The 17043-nt window shown below is 70.3% G+C and carries 15 protein-coding genes; 9 read left to right on the plus strand and 6 right to left on the minus strand.

Going from position 1 to position 17043, the window contains the following annotated elements; genetic code table 11:
- Positions 1 to 22: 22 nt before the first annotated feature.
- Positions 23 to 601, plus strand: a complete 579-nt coding sequence (locus tag ACFYO1_RS37980) for a sigma-70 family RNA polymerase sigma factor (protein ID WP_364737934.1) — start codon at positions 23 to 25, stop codon at positions 599 to 601.
- Entirely contained in the window at positions 594 to 1661 is a 1068-nt protein-coding gene (locus ACFYO1_RS37985) for an anti-sigma-D factor RsdA (RefSeq protein ID WP_387242509.1), read from the plus strand. Before ACFYO1_RS37980 ends, ACFYO1_RS37985 begins: the two co-directional genes overlap by 8 nt.
- A gap of 178 nt (positions 1662 to 1839) precedes the next feature.
- Here the strand turns inward: ACFYO1_RS37985 and ACFYO1_RS37990 are convergent, their stop codons facing one another.
- Positions 1840 to 2253, minus strand: coding sequence for a DUF5319 domain-containing protein (locus ACFYO1_RS37990; RefSeq protein WP_022567296.1), 414 nt, complete (start codon positions 2251 to 2253; stop codon positions 1840 to 1842).
- Between the two features lie 419 nt (positions 2254 to 2672).
- Between ACFYO1_RS37990 and guaB the strand changes: the two genes are divergently transcribed.
- Together guaB and ACFYO1_RS38000 are read left to right on the plus strand one after the other, a co-directional pair.
- A complete protein-coding gene (gene guaB, locus ACFYO1_RS37995; RefSeq protein ID WP_387243156.1) occupies positions 2673 to 4142 on the plus strand; it encodes an IMP dehydrogenase in 1470 nt (489 codons plus the stop codon).
- A gap of 358 nt (positions 4143 to 4500) precedes the next feature.
- Positions 4501 to 5655 (plus strand): GuaB3 family IMP dehydrogenase-related protein, encoded by a 1155-nt coding sequence (locus ACFYO1_RS38000; protein ID WP_150404219.1) that lies wholly within the window; start codon positions 4501 to 4503, stop codon positions 5653 to 5655.
- 66 nt (positions 5656 to 5721) lie between these two features.
- Here the strand turns inward: ACFYO1_RS38000 and ACFYO1_RS38005 are convergent, their stop codons facing one another.
- The gene (locus ACFYO1_RS38005) at positions 5722 to 6522 is read right to left on the minus strand and encodes an alpha/beta fold hydrolase (RefSeq protein ID WP_387242513.1); all 801 of its coding nucleotides are present in this window, start codon (positions 6520 to 6522) and stop codon (positions 5722 to 5724) included.
- Positions 6523 to 6657: 135 nt separating this feature from the next.
- On the opposite strand from ACFYO1_RS38005, the gene guaA reads away from it, so the two are divergent.
- Complete coding sequence (gene guaA, locus ACFYO1_RS38010) at positions 6658 to 8259, plus strand: glutamine-hydrolyzing GMP synthase (protein WP_387242516.1); 1602 nt, start codon at positions 6658 to 6660, stop codon at positions 8257 to 8259.
- Positions 8260 to 8320: 61 nt separating this feature from the next.
- On the opposite strand, the gene ACFYO1_RS38015 is transcribed toward guaA, so the two are convergent.
- Together ACFYO1_RS38015 and ACFYO1_RS38020 are read right to left on the minus strand one after the other, a co-directional pair.
- Complete coding sequence (locus tag ACFYO1_RS38015) at positions 8321 to 8536, minus strand: hypothetical protein (RefSeq protein WP_387242519.1); 216 nt, start codon at positions 8534 to 8536, stop codon at positions 8321 to 8323.
- Entirely contained in the window at positions 8529 to 10073 is a 1545-nt protein-coding gene (locus tag ACFYO1_RS38020; RefSeq protein ID WP_387242522.1) for a PspC domain-containing protein, read from the minus strand. Before ACFYO1_RS38020 ends, ACFYO1_RS38015 begins: the two co-directional genes overlap by 8 nt.
- A 277-nt stretch (positions 10074 to 10350) precedes the next feature.
- Between ACFYO1_RS38020 and ACFYO1_RS38025 the strand changes: the two genes are divergently transcribed.
- Together ACFYO1_RS38025 and ACFYO1_RS38030 are read left to right on the plus strand one after the other, a co-directional pair.
- The gene (locus tag ACFYO1_RS38025) at positions 10351 to 11610 is read left to right on the plus strand and encodes a PspC domain-containing protein (protein ID WP_387243159.1); all 1260 of its coding nucleotides are present in this window, start codon (positions 10351 to 10353) and stop codon (positions 11608 to 11610) included.
- A gap of 137 nt (positions 11611 to 11747) precedes the next feature.
- On the plus strand, positions 11748 to 12389 hold the full coding sequence (locus ACFYO1_RS38030) for a response regulator (protein ID WP_387242525.1): 642 nt from the start codon (positions 11748 to 11750) through the stop codon (positions 12387 to 12389).
- Between the two features lie 6 nt (positions 12390 to 12395).
- On the opposite strand, the gene ACFYO1_RS38035 is transcribed toward ACFYO1_RS38030, so the two are convergent.
- Complete coding sequence (locus ACFYO1_RS38035) at positions 12396 to 13520, minus strand: serine/threonine-protein kinase (protein ID WP_387242528.1); 1125 nt, start codon at positions 13518 to 13520, stop codon at positions 12396 to 12398.
- A gap of 368 nt (positions 13521 to 13888) precedes the next feature.
- On the opposite strand from ACFYO1_RS38035, the gene ACFYO1_RS38040 reads away from it, so the two are divergent.
- Both ACFYO1_RS38040 and ACFYO1_RS38045 read left to right on the plus strand, forming a co-directional pair.
- A complete protein-coding gene (locus tag ACFYO1_RS38040) occupies positions 13889 to 14677 on the plus strand; it encodes a hypothetical protein (RefSeq protein WP_387242531.1) in 789 nt (262 codons plus the stop codon).
- 46 nt (positions 14678 to 14723) lie between these two features.
- Positions 14724 to 16331 carry a DNA polymerase Y family protein gene (locus ACFYO1_RS38045; protein WP_387242534.1) on the plus strand — a complete coding sequence of 536 codons (1608 nt, stop codon included), beginning with the start codon at positions 14724 to 14726 and terminating at the stop codon, positions 16329 to 16331.
- Here the strand turns inward: ACFYO1_RS38045 and ACFYO1_RS38050 are convergent.
- Positions 16322 to 17026, minus strand: a complete 705-nt coding sequence (locus tag ACFYO1_RS38050; RefSeq protein ID WP_387242537.1) for a class I SAM-dependent DNA methyltransferase — start codon at positions 17024 to 17026, stop codon at positions 16322 to 16324. The two genes, ACFYO1_RS38045 and ACFYO1_RS38050, sit on opposite strands and share 10 nt — an antisense overlap.
- Between the last annotated feature and the right edge of the window lie 17 nt (positions 17027 to 17043).

Below are 17043 nucleotides of genomic sequence, written 5' to 3' on the forward strand. Positions count from 1 at the left end.
AACGCCGGGAATCTCTCTGACGATGACGAACATGGGCGAAGAGTTGGACCTCGCCGTCTCTGCGGCTGCGCAGGGCGACAGATCCGCTTTAGCTCAGGTACTGGAGATGATCCGCCCGCTCGTGGTGCGTTATTGCCGCGCGCGGATCGGAGCCGCGGAGCGTGGGCAGCTCTCCGCGGATGATGTTGCGCAGGAGGTCTGTCTGGCCGTGATGACCGCCTTGCCCAGGTATCAAGACCAGGGCAGGCCCTTCATGGCCTTCGTTTACGGAATCGCTTCGCACAAGGTCGCCGACGCCCATCGCAACGCCGCCCGTAACAAGGCGGAGGCAATGGCCGAAGTACCAGATGTCATATCCACCGACCATGGTCCGGAACAACGAGCTCTCGAATCGGAGACGAGCAGGCAGATGAACCGTCTGCTCGCGACACTCCCCGAGAAACATCGAGAGATCCTGATCCTGCGATTGGTCATGGGTTTGTCAGCCGAAGAAACCGCAGTCGCCGTGGGCAGTACGGCGGGGGCGATACGAGTGGCCCAGCACAGGGCACTCGCGAAACTGAAGTCTCAAGTGGCGAGGGCAGGTGAAATGTATGGCTAGGGATGGCGAGCGCGGTCGGGGTGACTGGAAAGCGCGGCTTGGATCGCGAAACAGCGGTCCCTACGCCGACGCGTCCGGAGACACGGGACCGGTCGATATCGCCGCGGTACGCCGCGACGATGCGTTGATCGAAGCGATCGCAAGCGATGGCCCGGTACGGACCGACAGCGCGGAGGAATACCAGCTCGCGACCTTGCTCGCGGACTGGCGAGCGGAACTGATCGCACCACCGATGGCCGCGGGGCCGGATCTGGACGAGATCGTCGCGGCGGTCAATCAGGAGATCGGTGCGGCACGTTTCGCGCGGGCAGGCACGGGCAGCACCCGGCTGAAGTTGGTTCGCCCGTTGCTCGGGACCGCGGCGGCACTCGCCCTGGTCTTCGGCGGCATGACGGCGTTCTCCTATCAGTCCGAACCCGGCGATCCGCTGTGGAAGGTCAAGGAAGTCGTCTTCAATCAGGCGGCGCAGAGCACCGTGGCGCAACGGGCGAATACCGATCTGGATGAAGCGGGGAAGCTCATCACCCAGAATCCGGTGCAGGCCAAGGAGCGTCTGGAGCAGGCGAAGGCGAACGCCGACCAGATCGACAATCCGGCGCGGCACGCACAGCTGATGACGGAGTGGCAACGCCTCGTCGATCAACTGCGGGACATGGGCTACGGCGAATTGGCCGATCAGCTGGATCAGGGCACCTCGACGAAGCCGACCGACCCGTCGACGAGCGTCAGCGTGACACCGAAGCCGAAGCCGTCGGTCGACCCGACGGTCATGCAGACGAAGCCGACTCAGCCGAGCGACAAGCCTACTGAGCCGACCGACCCGACCACGCCTCCGATCGACGACAAGCCGACGGTGACGACTCCGCCGCCCACGGTGGAGCCGACCACTCAACCGCCGGCCACGCCGACCACCGTGTCCAAGCCCACGGTGGTCGAGCCGCCGACCGGAGACAACGGCGGCGCGCCCACCGTGCCGGCGACACGGGTACCGACACAGAACAATCCGGGTACCACGTTCGTGATTCCGTCCGGAGCGGGTGGCGGGGCGGCTCCGAGCTAGGTCAGCAACCCTTGAGAAACTGTCGAACAAGACAAGAACCGATTGCCAACCGGCGGTCGGTTTTCTGTCTTTCGAGGCACCGTGTCCCCGGCGGAGATGCGGTGAAGATCACAGCGCTATATCCCGCAGTACGCGAGCTCCCGGAAGGGCCGCGTCATCGGTTCGGTTGGGCCGAACCTCAGTTGTCGAATCCGTCGAACCCGTCGCCGTGGAAGGCCTCGTTCATCGAGGCGTCCGCGTATCCCCGGCAGTAATCCCAGGTGACATACGCTTCCGGCGTCGGATCGTAGGCGGGCTCGTGCGGGCGCACGGTGCCGTCCACCAACAGCTGAAGTAGGTTGGCGCGCAACATGTCCCAGTCGTGGTAGTGATCCTGCCGACAGTCTTCGCAGCTCACCACGAGTCCGCGGATTCCGCGGTGCGCTAGTAGCGCCTCGTAGACGGCCAAATCGGCGAGATCTTCCTCGACCGCAAGGCGCTCATGGGGATCCAGCGGCTCACCGGGCTCGATGGCGTCGAGCGCGGCGGACGGGTCGGAGGGGTCTCCGGCGAACGGATCCGGCGGCAAGCCAGGTGGTAGATGGTCACGCACATCCCCACGGTACGCAGAACAGGGTGGTCTGCGCCAGCTATGTCGGCCGCAAGTTTCGTCTGTCCTACCCGGCTCGGGTACCCGCCGTCCCCCGGTGCGCGCCCGCCCTGCCCGGCTCCGCCTGCCCGTCATCCCCGGGTGGGCTCACTTCGCCGACGAGTTTGCGGGACAGATACCATGGTCTCAGGCCCCGGCGAGCACCCGACACGATTCCCGGAGCCACCAGTCCATCCCATCAGCTGCGCGCGGCGCCGGTAATCCCGGCGCCGGTCGCTGTCGACGTCCAGGAGGAGTCGATCCGAATGAGTAATCCCGTATCGGGCGAACGCACCGCTAGGGGACGGCAGCCGGCGGAGCCGGCGGGGTGGGTGAGCGCTGTACGCCCATCTACGGGTGGTGACGATCCGAACAAGATCGCCATGCTCGGCCTCACATTCGACGATGTGCTGTTGCTGCCCGCCGCCTCGGATCTCATCCCCAGCTCAGTGGAGACCTCCAGCCAGCTCACCAGGGACATCCGCCTGCGGACCCCGCTGGTCAGTTCGGCCATGGACACGGTGACCGAGGCGCGGATGGCCATCTCGATGGCCAGGGCGGGTGGCATGGGCGTGCTGCACCGCAACCTGTCCGCCGCCGATCAGGCCGCCCAGGTGGAGACCGTGAAGCGGTCCGAGGCGGGCATGGTCACCGATCCGGTCACCTGCCGTCCGTCCGACACCCTGGCCGAAGTCGACGCCATGTGCGCCAGGTTCCGCATCTCCGGCCTGCCGGTGGTGGACGAGGTCGGCAGCCTTGTGGGCATCATCACCAACCGCGACATGCGGTTCGAGGTCGATCAGAACCGCCGGGTCGAAGAGGTGATGACCAAGGCGCCGCTGATCACCGCGCAGGAGGGCGTCACCGCGGAGGCGGCGCTCGGCCTGCTGCGCCGGCACAAGATCGAGAAGCTGCCCATCGTCGACGGCAACGGTAAACTGCGCGGGCTCATCACGGTCAAGGACTTCGTCAAGACCGATCAGTACCCGAACGCCACCAAGGACCGCGACGGCCGCCTGCTGGTCGGCGCCGCGGTCGGTGTCGGCGACGACGCCTGGTCGCGCGCCATGACCCTGTCCGACGCGGGCGTCGACGTGCTCATCGTGGACACCGCGCACGGCCACCAGGCCCAGGTGCTGCAGATGGTCACCAAGATCAAGGCCGAGGTCGGCGACCGGATCCAGATCGTCGGCGGCAACGTCGCGACCAGGGCGGGCGCGCTCGCGCTGGTCGACGCGGGCGCGGACGCGGTGAAGGTCGGCGTCGGTCCCGGCTCCATCTGCACCACCCGCGTGGTGGCCGGGGTCGGCGCGCCGCAGATCACCGCGATCCTGGAGGCCGTCGCCGCGTGCAAGCCGCACGGCGTTCCGGTGATCGCCGACGGCGGCATCCAATTCTCCGGCGACATCGCCAAGGCGATCGCCGCGGGCGCGTCCACCGTGATGCTCGGCTCGCTGCTGGCCGGCACCGCCGAGTCACCCGGCGAGCTGATCCTGGTGGGCGGCAAGCAGTTCAAGAGCTACCGCGGCATGGGTTCGCTCGGCGCGATGCAGGGCCGCGGCCAGGCCAAGTCCTTTTCGAAGGACCGCTACTTCCAGGACGACGTGCTCGCCGAGGACAAGCTGGTGCCCGAGGGCATCGAGGGCCGGGTGCCGTTCCGCGGACCGGTCAACCAGGTCATCCACCAGCTCGTCGGCGGCCTGCGCGCGGCCATGGGCTACACCGGCTCGCAGTCCATCGCGCACCTGCAGGACGCGCAGTTCGTGCAGATCACCGCGGCGGGACTCAAGGAGAGCCACCCGCACGACATCACGATGACCGTCGAGGCCCCTAACTACACGGGTCGCGGCTAGCCTGCATGATGGGTTCTGCACGAAACCTCGCGGTCTCGTGCAGAACAAGGCCGGCCGCAACCTATTCGGGATGAGGCCGACGGCACACGAGGCCGCAGGCCCGGGCCGATCCACCGACACTCGGCCCGACCGTGCACGCGACCGGCTACCGAACGCCCACGGTTAGCCTGTGCCGCAACCCTCCCGGCACAAGCTTGGCCACCACAGCGCGAGTTCAGCGAGCGCCGTTCGTGGCCCGTCGCGCTGCCGAGCGGCCGAAGCGCATGCGCCGAAGGGCGAGTCTCGATCGCTCGGACGCGAGACACCCGGGGGCCACGAACACGCCGCGCCCGCGCGGCCAAGAAGAAGGAGTAGACACGTGCGCGACATGGTCGAGATCGGCATGGGCCGGACCGCCCGGCGTACCTATGAGCTGGACGATATCGACATCGTTCCCTCGCGCCGGACCCGCTCGTCGAAGCAGGTGTCGCTGTCCTGGCAGCTCGACGCCTATCGCTTCGAGATCCCGTTCCTCGCGCACCCGACCGACGCCCTGGTGTCGCCGGAGTTCGCCATCGAGCTCGGCCGGCTCGGCGGCCTCGGCGTGATCAACGGCGAGGGTCTGTGGGCCAGGCACGCCGACGTCGCCGCGAAGATCGACCAGCTGCTCGAGCTGGTCGGCAAGGGCGGCTACGAGCGCGCCGTCTCGCTGTTGCAGGAGCTGCACGCCGCGCCGATGCAGCCGGAACTGCTCGCCGCCGCCGTCGCCCAGGTCAAGGCGGCCGGGGTGACCGTCGCGGTGCGGGTCAGCCCGCAGAACGCCCGCGCGCTCACCCCCGCGCTGGTGCAAGCCGGCGTCGACCTGCTGGTCGTGCACGGCACCATCATCTCCGCCGAGCACGTCGGCGACGGTGAGCCGCTGAACCTCAAGACCTTCATCGCCGAACTCGACGTGCCCGTGGTGGCCGGCGGGGTCAGCGACCACCGCACCGCGCTGCACCTGATGCGCACCGGCGCGGCCGGCGTCATCGTCGGCTACGGCTCGTTCCAGGGCGCGACCACCACCCGCGAGGTGCTCGGCATCGGCGTGCCGATGGCCACCGCGATCGCCGACGCCGCGGCCGCGCGCCGGGACTACCTCGACGAGACCGGCGGGCGTTACGTGCACGTCATCGCCGACGGCGACGTGGAGACCTCCGGCCAGCTGGCCAAGACCATCGCCTGCGGCGCGGACGCCGCGATGCTCGGCGTGCCGCTCGCGGTGGCCGCCGAGGCGCCCGGCCGCGGCTGGTACTGGCCGTCGGCCGCCGCGCACCCCTCGGTGCCGCGTGGCTCGCTGCTCGGCGTCGAGTGGGAACTGGACGAGGGCAACGGCGATGTCGTGCGCCCCAGCCTCGAGCAGGTCCTCTACGGCCCCTCCGACGACCCGTTCGGCTCGCTGAATCTGGTTGGCGGCCTCCGTCGTTCGATGGCCAAGGCCGGCTACTCCGACCTCAAGGAATTCCAGAAGGTCGGCCTCAGCGTCCGCGGCTGAGGCGAAGGCTGGTGCGCTGAGTCCGGGGCCCAGGTGGCAGTTGCCCTGTGCCGGTGGCGGTGTCGCTTACCGTGCGTGTGAGGGCGTGATCCGCTCGCGCAGGAACTGGCGCATGGCGATGTTCACGGGTTCGGGGTGGGTCATGGTGACCGCGAGGCGGGCGCCGGCGATCTCCACGTAGCTCGCGCCGGTGATGCCCTGCGTCAGTTGCCGCGCCCGGTCCGGCGGGATGCCGCTGTCGGTGGCGTGGATCACCAAGGCGGGACAGGTGATTTCGGACAACCGCTCCAGCACCGAGTCCCGGCTGAGCAGGCAGCCCGCGGCGACCTCGATGCCGCGGCAGTCGCGCAGCAACCACCGGGTGGTCCAGACCGTGCGGTGCCAGTTGTCGTCACCGATCAACCAGGACGCCAGCTGATTGGCCGCCTGCTGGCGCGAACCGTCGTCGTACCACTCCTCGAGGAACTTCTGGGTGGCATCGAATTGCTCGGCGGTCGGGCCGTTCGCCTCGGTGCTGATCAGGATGAGCGCCGACACCCGTTCCGGCGCGATGAGCGCGGTGCGCAGCGCGGTGAAGCCGCCCTGCGCGGTGCCGCCGACCACCGCGCGCTCGGCGCCGAGGTGATCCAGCACGGTCAGGGCGTCGCGGGCCGCGGTCCAATAGGTGAACGGCAGACCCTCGTCCCTGGTGCGGCCGTGGCCGCGCGCGTCCCAGGAGACGATCCGGAATTCCGGTGCCAGCGCGGCCATCTGGGCCGCGAACATCGTCCGGTCCATGAAGAATTCGTGGGCTAGCAGCACCACCGGACCGCTCCCGCCGCTGTCCTCGTAGTGGATGTCGGCGTCGATCGCGCGGGCGAATGGCACGAGCACGAGGATAGCCAGCGGTGCGGGGGCGGGTGGGGCGATTTGCTGGCTCGCCTTTTTGCTTGCTGGAGCTGGGCTCGGCGAAGGTGCTGTGCCGATGGTTCGCCCGTGTTGCCGCGTCACTAAACTGTGCGCGTGGCAGATACACAGAGACCGGTCCTCGTCGTCGACTTCGGCGCGCAATACGCACAGCTGATCGCCCGGCGGGTTCGTGAGTCGAGTGTGTTCTCGGAGGTGATTCCGCATACCACCACGGTCGAGGAGATCGCCGAGAAGCAGCCACTCGCTGTGATCCTGTCCGGCGGGCCGTCCAGCGTGTATGCCGACGGCGCACCGCAATTGGACGCGCGGCTGTTCGATCTCGACATCCCCGTCTTCGGCATCTGCTACGGCTTCCAGGCGATGGCCCAGGCGCTCGGCGGCACCGTCACGCACACCGGTACCCGCGAGTACGGCCGCACCGAGCTCAACGTCGACGGTGGCGTGCTGCACGGTGGCCTGCCGACCATCCAGCCGGTCTGGATGAGCCACGGCGACGCGGTCACCGACGCGCCGGAGGGCTTCGAGGTCACCGGCACCTCCGCGGGCGCACCGGTCGCCGCGTTCGAGCACCGGGCCAGGCGACTGGCCGGCGTGCAGTACCACCCGGAGGTCCTGCACTCGCCGCACGGCCAGCAGGTGCTCAGCCGGTTCCTGCACGAGATCGCCGGCATCCGCGCCACCTGGACCCCGGCCAATATCGCAGAGTCGCTGATCGCCGCGGTGCGCGAGCAGATCGGCGACGGGCACGCGATCTGCGGGCTGTCCGGCGGGGTCGATTCCGCGGTCGCCGCCGCGCTGGTGCAGCGGGCCATCGGGGACAAGCTGACCTGTGTGTTCGTCGATCACGGCCTGTTGCGGGCGGGCGAGCGCGAGCAGGTGCAGCAGGACTTCGTCGCCGCGACCGGCGCCAAGCTGGTGACCGTCGACGCGGTGGGCAAGTTCCTCGGGGAGCTGAAGGGCGTCACCGACCCGGAGGAGAAGCGCAAGATCATCGGCCGGGAGTTCATCCGGTCCTTCGAGGACGCGGTCTCCGAGGTCGTGATCGAACAGGGACACGAAGCGACGGCCGCGTCCGAGGATCGCACCGCGGGCTCCGCGCCGAAGGTCGAGTTCCTCGTGCAGGGCACCCTGTACCCCGACGTCGTCGAGTCCGGCGGCGGCAGCGGCACCGCGAACATCAAGAGCCACCACAATGTCGGAGGCCTGCCGGACGACCTGGAATTCGACCTGGTCGAGCCGCTGCGCCTGCTGTTCAAGGACGAGGTGCGCGCCGTCGGCCGCGAGCTCGGGCTGCCCGAGGAGATCGTCGGCCGCCAGCCGTTCCCCGGCCCCGGCCTGGCCATCCGGATCGTCGGCGAGGTCACCGAGGACCGGCTGGTCACGCTGCGCCAGGCAGACGCCATCGCACGCGAGGAACTCACCGCGGCCGGGCTGGACAAGCAGATCTGGCAGTGCCCCGTGGTGCTGCTCGCGGACGTGCGCAGCGTCGGCGTGCAGGGCGACGGCCGCACCTACGGCCATCCGATCGTGCTGCGCCCGGTCTCCAGCGAGGACGCGATGACCGCGGACTGGACCCGGCTGCCCTACGAGGTGCTGGAGCGGATCTCCACCCGGATCACCAACGAGGTGCCGGAGGTCAACCGGGTCGTCCTCGATGTGACCAGCAAGCCGCCGGGCACCATCGAGTGGGAGTGAATCCCGGCTAGCGCAACGAGAATGGCCCCGTCGAGGACGGGGCCATTCTTTGTCCGAGGGGTCAGTGGCGGCGGCGCGGGGACACCACCAGCACGATGCCGACGATGATCGCGGCGAGCACCACGATCCAGCCGATCGGGGCCGCACCGGTCGAGGGCCACGACTCGGGGCCGACGAACGCCCAGGCGCTCACGCCGAGGGCGAGCAGCCCGATGATCAGCAGCGAGGCGGACGGCCCCCGGCGGTTCTCCGTGGTCTCGCTGGACTTGTCAGCCACGGTGCACCTCCGCGTTTCCGGCTCGGACATCGATGTTCAGGTCGAGCACCGGAGCGCCCGGGGTGTTCGGTCCGGTGATGCCGTTGGCGCACTTGGCCTCACCCATGGTCGCGCGGCAGTTGGCGCGCACGGTCAGGCCCGGGGGCACCAGCACCTGGAAGTCGCCCATCTGCACGTCGACGTCGACGGTGCGGTTCGCGGTCAGGGTCAGCTGCCGCAGGTCCAGCTTGCCCGAACCCATCGACACCCGATAGCTCGGCTCGAGCTGACCGGCCGAGGTCGGCGTCCAGACGTGCTCGCCCATCGCGCCCCGGTTGAAGTCGACCGGGCCGATGGCCGAGGCCAGCAGGACAAACCCGGCCAGCGGGGCGGTCAGCACCAGCAGACCGTAGCCGCGCCGCAGGAACGCCCCGAGCACCAGGCCGAGCCCGATCACCGCCAGCGCCACCGCCGCGATCCGGCCGGGCGTCATCCACTCGACGCCCGAGGCGGCCAGCGCGCCCGCACCGGCGGCGGCGAGGATGGCCAGGCCGATCACCACCGGGGTCAGCCGGGAGCGCGGGCGCTTCGGCGGCGGCGCGACGACGGTGCGGACCGGGGTCGGTTCGGGCAGGTCCCAGGCCAGCGGGGCGACGCCGAGCGGATCCCAGGACGGCGGGGTCGGGCGGCCGATGGTGGCCGGGGTCGGCGGCTTCGGCGCGGACGTGCCGCGCGTGGCCGGATCTTTGCTGAGCGATGGGGTGTCGACCGCGGTCGACGGACGCGGGTCGAGCACCTCGGTGGTGTTGCCGGCCTGGTCGAGCGAGACGGATTCGCTTGGTGCGTTGTCTGTTTCGTCCTTGTGCAGCTGCACGGTCTCCGCGTCCACCGGCCGCATCTGATCGGTCGATCCGGAATCTCGCTGTGCCGGTTCGGCGCTCGGCGTTTCCGGCGTGTAGGTCTCCGGCAGTTTCGTGTACGGCGTGTAGACGCTGGCCGGCGGCACGTACATGTCACCCGCGGGCCGCTGCGCGCCCTGCGGGAAGACCGCGCCGGGGTAGCCGGTGGCCATGATCCCGCTGTCGGCGACGAGCCCGCTGAACTCGCTCGTGGTGCCCGGCGGCGGTTCCGGATTGCGCAGGTGCAGCATCCACCAGCCGGCCAGCATCAGCACCATGCTGATCAGCCCCGAACCGCCGAGGCCGACGCCGACCGGGCCCATCGTGCTCACCGCGATGGCGAGCGCGACGATCAACACGATCGTTTTGGTCTGTGATTGGGAGCTGTGCCCCTTGCCGACCAGCGACTCGGCCGCCGACGACTCGTCACCGGCGGCGCTGAGCAGCAGCCAGGCCAGGAGATAGAGGACGACCCCGGATCCGCCGAAGATGGCCGACACCACGAAGGCCACCCGCACCAGCACCGGATCGACGTTGTAGCGCTGCGCGAACCCGGCCGCCACGCCAGCGATCGGCCCCTGCCGAGGCAACCGCGCCGGCCGTGTTCGCCAGATCTGCTGGAGCTGATCCCCGAAGCTCGTTTTCGTCATGGTTCCCATCCTGTGCCTGACCAGCACATCCGCACATCGGGGAGAACCCTGAAGATTCTCCTGATCCTTTTGGAGCCGCTCGGTCAGACCATCATCCGCCGAATCGCCGAAGATCAGGGAGATTCCCGATGGCTAGCTGTCGCCGGGTCGTGCCACTATCGAGAGCATGTACCCGTCTGCGCCCTCGTTCGACACCCGGGGGTTCGATGCCACGCGGGGGTTCGAGGCCACCCGTGGCTTCGGCCCCGCGCCGGTGTTGGACCAGGGACGGCCGCCGTACCCGCGGATGGCGCGGCGTTCGGGCGGCCGGATCGTCGGCGGGGTGGCGGGCGGGCTGGCCGACCACCTCGGGGTCGACGTGTTCAAGGTGCGGATGGCGTTCGTGCTGCTGTCCGCGTTCGGGGCGGGCATCGTCACCTACGGGTTGCTGTGGATCTTCACCCCCGGCGGCTCGGACGTGGCGAAGGCGTCCGGCTCCGAACGGCGGCAGGCGATCGGGCTCGCGATACTCGGCATCAGCCTGGCCGTCGGGGTGTCGTGGCTGTTCAGCGGGACCGCCGCGAATGTGATCGCACCCATCATCGTCGTCGCCATCGGCGCGGCGCTGGTGTGGCGGGAGTACGACGCCGACGGCCCGCGGTCGCTGCTCGGCCTGCCCGCGCGTCCGTCGGTGGTGACCTGGGCGCGCATCGTCGCCGGCGGCACGCTGATCGTGGCCGGGCTGGGCGTGGTGGTGCTGGCCAGGATCGACCTGAGTTCGCTCGGCTCGGCGCTGATCGCGGTGGCGGTCACGCTGGTCGGCGCGGGGCTGCTGACGGTTCCGCTGTGGCTGCGCATGATGCGGGCGCTGAACGCGGAACGTTCCGCGCGCATCCGGAACGAGGAACGCGAGGAGATCGCCTCGCACCTGCACGATTCGGTGCTGCAGACGCTGGCCCTGATCCAGCGGCAGGCCGAGGACCCGCAGGAGGTGCTGCGGCTGGCTCGCAGCCAGGAGCGCGAGCTGCGCAAGTGGCTGTTCGAGGATTCCGGTCCGGCCCAGTCGAGCCTGGCCGCCGCGCTGCGCACCATCGCGGGCGAGGTGGAGGACCAGCACGGGGTGAAGGTGACCCCGGTGACCGTCGGCGACGTGTCGATGGACATCGGCGAGACCGGGGCCGGGCTGCCGAAGGAACACTTCACCGCGCTGCTCGGGGCCAGCCGGGAGGCGCTGGTCAATGCCGCCAAGCACGCCGGTGTCCCGGAGATCGACCTGTTCGCCGAGACCGAGCCGCACCAGGTGAGCATCTTCGTGCGCGACCGCGGCGCCGGCTTCGACCCCACCGCGGTGCCGCAGGATCGGCAGGGCTTGGCGAAATCCATCCGCGGCCGGATCGAACGCCGCGGCGGTCAGGTGGAGATCCTGTCCACCCCCGGCCGCGGCACCGAGGTGCGAATCACCATGCCGCGCACGGATTCCGGCGGCCAGGACGACCAGGACGCGGCGGATCCGGTCGCGACCATCGACGCCGAGCAGGTGCCGGAGCCGGTGCATCCCGGGCAGTAAGGGCGTTCGCGACCGTTGTTTCCAGTGAGTTCGGTCGACTCGCACCGAGATGTGGTACCGATGGGGATGTAGGCGGTCCGATGGGCTGCCTGTGCGCCAGGGTGGGTCGGTCCACCGACAGTTGAGGAGAAGAGCAGGTGCCCGTGCGGGTCTTTCTGGTTGACGATCACGCAGTGTTCCGGTCGGGTGTGCGGGCGGAGCTGAGCCGGGAAACCGATATGGAGGTCGTCGGCGAGGCCGGCGGCGTGGCCGAGGCGATCGCCGGAATCAAGGCGACGAATCCCGATGTGGTACTGCTCGACGTGCACATGCCCGATGGCGGCGGCGTCGCGGTGCTGGCCGGCATCGAAGCGGGCCCGGTATGCCTGGCGCTGAGCGTGTCCGATGCCGCCGAAGACGTGATCGCGGTGATCCGGGCGGGTGCCAGAGGCTATGTGACCAAGACGATTTCGGGCGCCGAGCTGGCCGACGGCATCCGCCGGGTGGCCGGCGGCGACGCGGTGTTCAGCCCGCGGCTGGCCGGGTTCGTGCTCGACTCGTTCACCGGCAAGTCCCAGGTGCCCGAGCCGCCGCTCGATCCGGAACTGGACTCGCTGACCCCGCGCGAACTCGAGGTGCTGCGCCTGCTCGCCCGCGGCTACACCTACCGCGAAATCGCCGAAAACCTGTTCATCTCGGTGAAAACCGTGGAGACCCACGCCTCCAACGTGCTGCGCAAGACTCAGCAGTCCAACCGCAACGCGCTCACCCGGTGGGCGCACCGCCGCCGAATCGACTGACGCGGTTCACATCACCGCGATGATGATCGCGATGATGATGATCAGGCCGATCAGCAGGCCGACGGCGATCGCCAGCGGCGCGTTGCTCGCCTGTGCCGGCTTGCTCCGCTGCGGCGCGGGTGCCGCCGCGGCGCCCGCGGGCGCGCGCTGGGGGCGGCGCGGCAGCGGGGTGGAGTGCGGACTGCGCAGGCCGGAGGCCGAATTGCGCGCCGCCCATGCGGGGATCGTGCCGTCCTCGGTGCGCACCGGCGCGCCGAGGATGTACGGCCCGGTTCCGGGACCGAATGCCGCGGTGAGGATTTCGTCCCTGGCCTCGGCCATGGTCGGCCGCCGCTGCGGAGCGGGCTCGAGCATGTGCAGCAGCGCCTCGGTCAGCATGCCGCTGCGGCTGGGCGGGATGATCTGCGCCATCGCCGCGCGGTGCACCAGCACATCGCTGTCCTCGTCCAGCCCGAACGGCGGCTGCCCCTCGATCGCGGTGTACAGCGTGGCGCCGAGGGAGAACACGTCGCTCGCCTTGGTCGGCTGTGCGCCGCGGGCCACCTCCGGCGGCAGGTAGGCGGGGGTGCCGGTGATCACGCCGTCGGGTTCGTCGGAGTGCTCGCCCGCGCCGCGCGAGATGCCGAAGTCGCTGAGCTTGGCCATGCCGACGATCGGACCGCGGTCGGCCACCAGGATATTGCCGGGCTTGATGTCGCGGTGGGTGATGCCCGCGGCGTGCGCGGCGGCGAGCGCGTCGGCGACCTGCGCGCCGATCTGGGCAACCTCGATCGGCGGCAGCGTATCCACCAGCGCGAGCGCCTTGGCCACGCTGCGCGAGGGCAGATGCTCCATCACCAGCCAGGGCTCGCCGGCCTCCAGTACCACGTCGTAGACGGCGATCGCGTGCTCGTGCGAGAGCTTGGCCGCGACCCTGCCCTCGTGCATGATCTGGCTGCGGATCTCGTTGGCTTCCGCCTCGTCCAGCCCGGCCGTCGAGATGACCTGCTTGATCGCGACATCGCGGTCCAGCAGGCGGTCGTGCGCGAGCCACACCGCGCCCATGCCACCGCCGCCCAGCTTCGACTGCAGCCGGTAGCGGCCGGCGACCAGATAGTCGGGGCCGACAATGGGACGAGCGCGTTCGGTCACGGTGCGAGGGTAGCGGAAAACAGGGTGACCTACGGGGTTTGCTGACACGAACGGTTGCCGTTTCGGCGCGGCTCTGCTCTGTCACTCCGTTCGTTCACACCGCCGCGGTGGCGCGCCGGACCGGTGGCGGTCGGCCGTGTTCGTCACTGTGACACCGGTCGTCTTGCCTACCTGCCGGGATAACGAGTGCGCACAGACCGCGCGTCGGTTTACAACGGCATCGTTTCGAAATCGCGGTGCGGGGAGTGGGCACTTGACGGAACCCGGGGGTCGGTTTCTACTGAGTAGATATCGAACGTATATTCGATACAGATCGATAGCTGAACCGGTGCTCGCCTCGGGTCCATCGTGGGAAGTAGGTGGTAGGGATGGGTTCGGAAGCGAAATCGCAGGAGGGGGCACAACCGCATGCGCGGCCGGGCGAGGCAGCCCGGGAGAGCCCGCCAACGCTGGCTGAGCTGCGCAGGAGAATGGCGGCCATCCCCGGTCGCGGGGAGGCGGCGGCCGAGCGCATTCCGCTCGAGGCCGAGCTGCGACGGGAGTCGCTCGCGGTGCCGCCCGCGCTCGCTGGACTGTTGCCCGGCGGCGGCCTGGCCAAGGGCTCCGTCGTGTCCTACACGGGAGCGCGTTCGCTGCTGGCCGGCCTGCTCGCCGCGGTGACCGAGGACGGCGGGCACGCCGCGGTGGTCGGCGTGCCCCGGCTGGGCCTGCTCGCCGCGGTGGAGATGGGCGCCCAGTTGGAGCGATTGGCGGTGATTCCCGATCCGGGCCCCGACCCGGTGGAAGTGGCCGCCGTGTTGCTCGACGGGCTCGACCTGGTCGTGCTCGGCCTCGGCGGGGCCGCCGTCGCGCCGGCCCGCACCCGGGTGATCGCCGCCCGCGCCCGCAACAAGGGCGCCACCCTCGTGGTCACCGACGGCCGCTGGCCCGGCGCCGCCCTGCACCTCGACGCCCGCATCGCCGGATACGCGGGGCTCGGTCACGGCCGCGGCCGGCTGCGCTCGCTCGGTCTCGAGGTCGAGGTGCGCGGCAAGGCCGGACCGCTCCGCCGCGGGCGGCTGGACCTGCGCTCGAACGCCGGTCGCGTCGAATGGGCCCGGCCCGAAACGGTGACCCGCACCGTCGCGCCGGTAGACGCCAGTGAGGCGGCGTCGTGACGGCTTCGGCCGCTCGTGGCGGTGCCGAAATGTGTGGTGTGGCATCGTGATTCTGCCCGGCCGAGAGAAAGGCGCGGCGCGGGTATTGGCGCTGTGGTGCCCGGATTGGCCCGCGGTCGCCGCCGCCGCGGTGGCGCGGTTGCCCCCGACCCAGCCGGTGGCGGTGCTCTTCGCCAATCGGGTGATCGCGTGTTCGGCGATCGCGCGGGGCGACGGGGTGCGCCGCGGGTTGAAGCGGCGGGAGGCGCAGGCGCGGTGCCCGGATCTGTTTCTCGCGCAGGCGGATCCGGATCGGGACGCGCGGCTGTTCGAGCCCGTGGTCGCGGCCGTCGACGCGACGGTGCCCGGGGTCGAGGTGCTACGGCCGGGCCTGCTGGTGCTCGGGGCACGGGGCGCCGCACGGTTTTTCGGGTCCGAGGAGGAGGCGGCCGAGCGGCTGGTCGACGCGGCGGCAGCCGCCGGGGTGGAGGCGCAGATCGGCATCGCCGACGAGCTGTCCACGGCGGTGATCGCGGCCCGGCGCGGCGCGATCGTGCCCGCCGGGGCGGGCGCGAAGTTTCTCGCGCCGATGCCGGTGCGCGAACTCGCGGTCGAGCCGAGCCTGGCCGCGCCGGAGCGCGCCGACCTGGTGGATCTATTGCACCGCTTGGGATTACGCCGGATCGGCGATTTCGCCGCGCTGACCGCGGGGGAGGTCGCCTCGCGGTTCGGCGCCGACGCCGTGCTCGCGCATCGCTGCGCGCGGGCGCAACCCGAGCGCCCGCCCTCCGCGCAGCTGCCACCCAAGGACCTGACCGTGGAGTACCGCTGCGACCCGCCGATCGAGCGGGTCGACGCCGCCGCCTTCGCCGGTCGCATGCTCGCCGCCGAGCTGCACGCCGTGCTGTCGAACGCCGGGCTGGCCTGCACCCGATTGTCGATCTTCGCGGAAACCGATGCGGGGGAGGAGCTTTCCCGGATCTGGCGGTGCGCGGAACCGCTGACCCCCGATGGCACCGCCGACCGGGTGCGCTGGCAGCTCGACGGCTGGCTCACCCGGCGCGACCGTCCCACCGCACCGGTCACCCTGCTGCGCTTGGAACCCGTGGAGGTGGTGGCGGCCGGCGCGCTACAGCTCGGACTGTGGGGCGGCGTCGGCGAGCAGGACGAGCGGGCCCGGCGCGCGCTGACCCGGGTGCAGGGCCTGCTCGGCGGCGAAGCGGTGCGGGTCGGCGTGCTCAGCGGCGGGCGCGGGCCTGCTGAGCGGATCACCCTGGTCGCGCTGGGCGACGAACCCGTGCCCGCCGCCGACCCGGCCTTGCCGTGGCCGGGCCGGCTGCCCGAACCCGCGCCCGCGCTGCTGTTGCTCAGCCTTCCGCTGGTCCATCTGGAAGCGGTGGACGGTGCGCCGATCCAGGTCACCGAGCGATCCCTGTTCAACGCCGATCCCTCGCTGCTGCGCTGGGGCAGCAGGCAGTGGCGGCTGACCGGCTGGGCGGGCCCGTGGCCGGTGGACGAGCGCTGGTGGGTTCCGGAGTCGGCCGGGAACAGCGATGCTCCAACCACTTTCACCGCTCGCGCGCAGGTCCAGCTCGACGGCGAACCGTCCGACGTCCGGGTGCTGCTGCTCGTCTATCACGACGAGATCTGGCGTGCGGAAGGACTTTACGACTGAGGCCGCGACCACACCGTCGCCATCGTGAACGGTTGCCCGCGCAGCTCTTTCCATTTCGGCTTGGCGGTGAGCCAGGTGTCGTCGATGAGCGTCTCGGCGAGCTCGCCGAGCACCCAGCCCGCGTCCAGCGCCGCCGTCACGTGCTCGCTGAGCAGGTGCAGGTTCGTGCTGATCGCCACCGGTTCGCCGCCCTGCGGCGTGTAGTGGGTCGGCATCCCGGTCGTCATCATGAACTGCGGATGGAAGCTGACCAGGACGCAGCGCGCGCCGGGCGCGGCCAGCCGCCAGGCCTCGGCGTAGAACGGCGCCAGCTCGGGGAGGTGCTCGTCGATCAACGACGCGATCACCAAATCGTAAGCGCCGCTGTCGAGTCCGGTGTCGCGCACGTCCGCCTGGGTGAGCGTGGTGTGCGCCCCGCGCGTCGCGGCCCGGGCCAGCATGCCCGCGCTCACATCGACCCCGTCGATATGCGAAACCCCTTGTGCGCGTAGCCAAGCCCCGGTCCGCCCGGTCCCGCAGCCCAGGTCGGCGGCCCGCCGCACCCGCGTCCACTCCGCCCGCCGCAGCTGAGCCAGCAGCACGAGATCCATCTCGTCCATCACGGTCTGCTCGTAGGTCGGCGCCCATCCGTCGTATCCGGTGGCGACATCGACGGTGGGGTAGTTTCGGCGGTCGTAGTCCGCGAATGACGGCATGCGCGGAGTATTTCGCG

It is taken from the genome of Nocardia sp. NPDC006044 (genome assembly GCF_042871115.1).
Taxonomy (GTDB): Bacteria; Actinomycetota; Actinomycetes; order Mycobacteriales; family Mycobacteriaceae; genus Nocardia.

Excerpts from the sequence above, each read along its gene's own strand:
- guaB (WP_387243156.1), top strand. The coding sequence starts at position 2,673 with ATGCTCGGCCTCACATTCGACGATGTGCTGTTGCTGCCCGCCGCCTCG.
- ACFYO1_RS38040 (WP_387242531.1), top strand. The coding sequence starts at position 13,889 with ATGGGTTCGGAAGCGAAATCGCAGGAGGGGGCACAACCGCATGCGCGG.
- ACFYO1_RS38025 (WP_387243159.1), top strand. The coding sequence starts at position 10,351 with ATGGCGCGGCGTTCGGGCGGCCGGATCGTCGGCGGGGTGGCGGGCGGG.
- ACFYO1_RS38020 (WP_387242522.1), bottom strand. The coding sequence starts at position 10,073 with ATGGGAACCATGACGAAAACGAGCTTCGGGGATCAGCTCCAGCAGATC.
- ACFYO1_RS37980 (WP_364737934.1), top strand. The coding sequence starts at position 23 with ATGACGAACATGGGCGAAGAGTTGGACCTCGCCGTCTCTGCGGCTGCG.
- ACFYO1_RS38050 (WP_387242537.1), bottom strand. The coding sequence starts at position 17,026 with ATGCCGTCATTCGCGGACTACGACCGCCGAAACTACCCCACCGTCGAT.
- ACFYO1_RS37985 (WP_387242509.1), top strand. The coding sequence starts at position 594 with ATGGCTAGGGATGGCGAGCGCGGTCGGGGTGACTGGAAAGCGCGGCTT.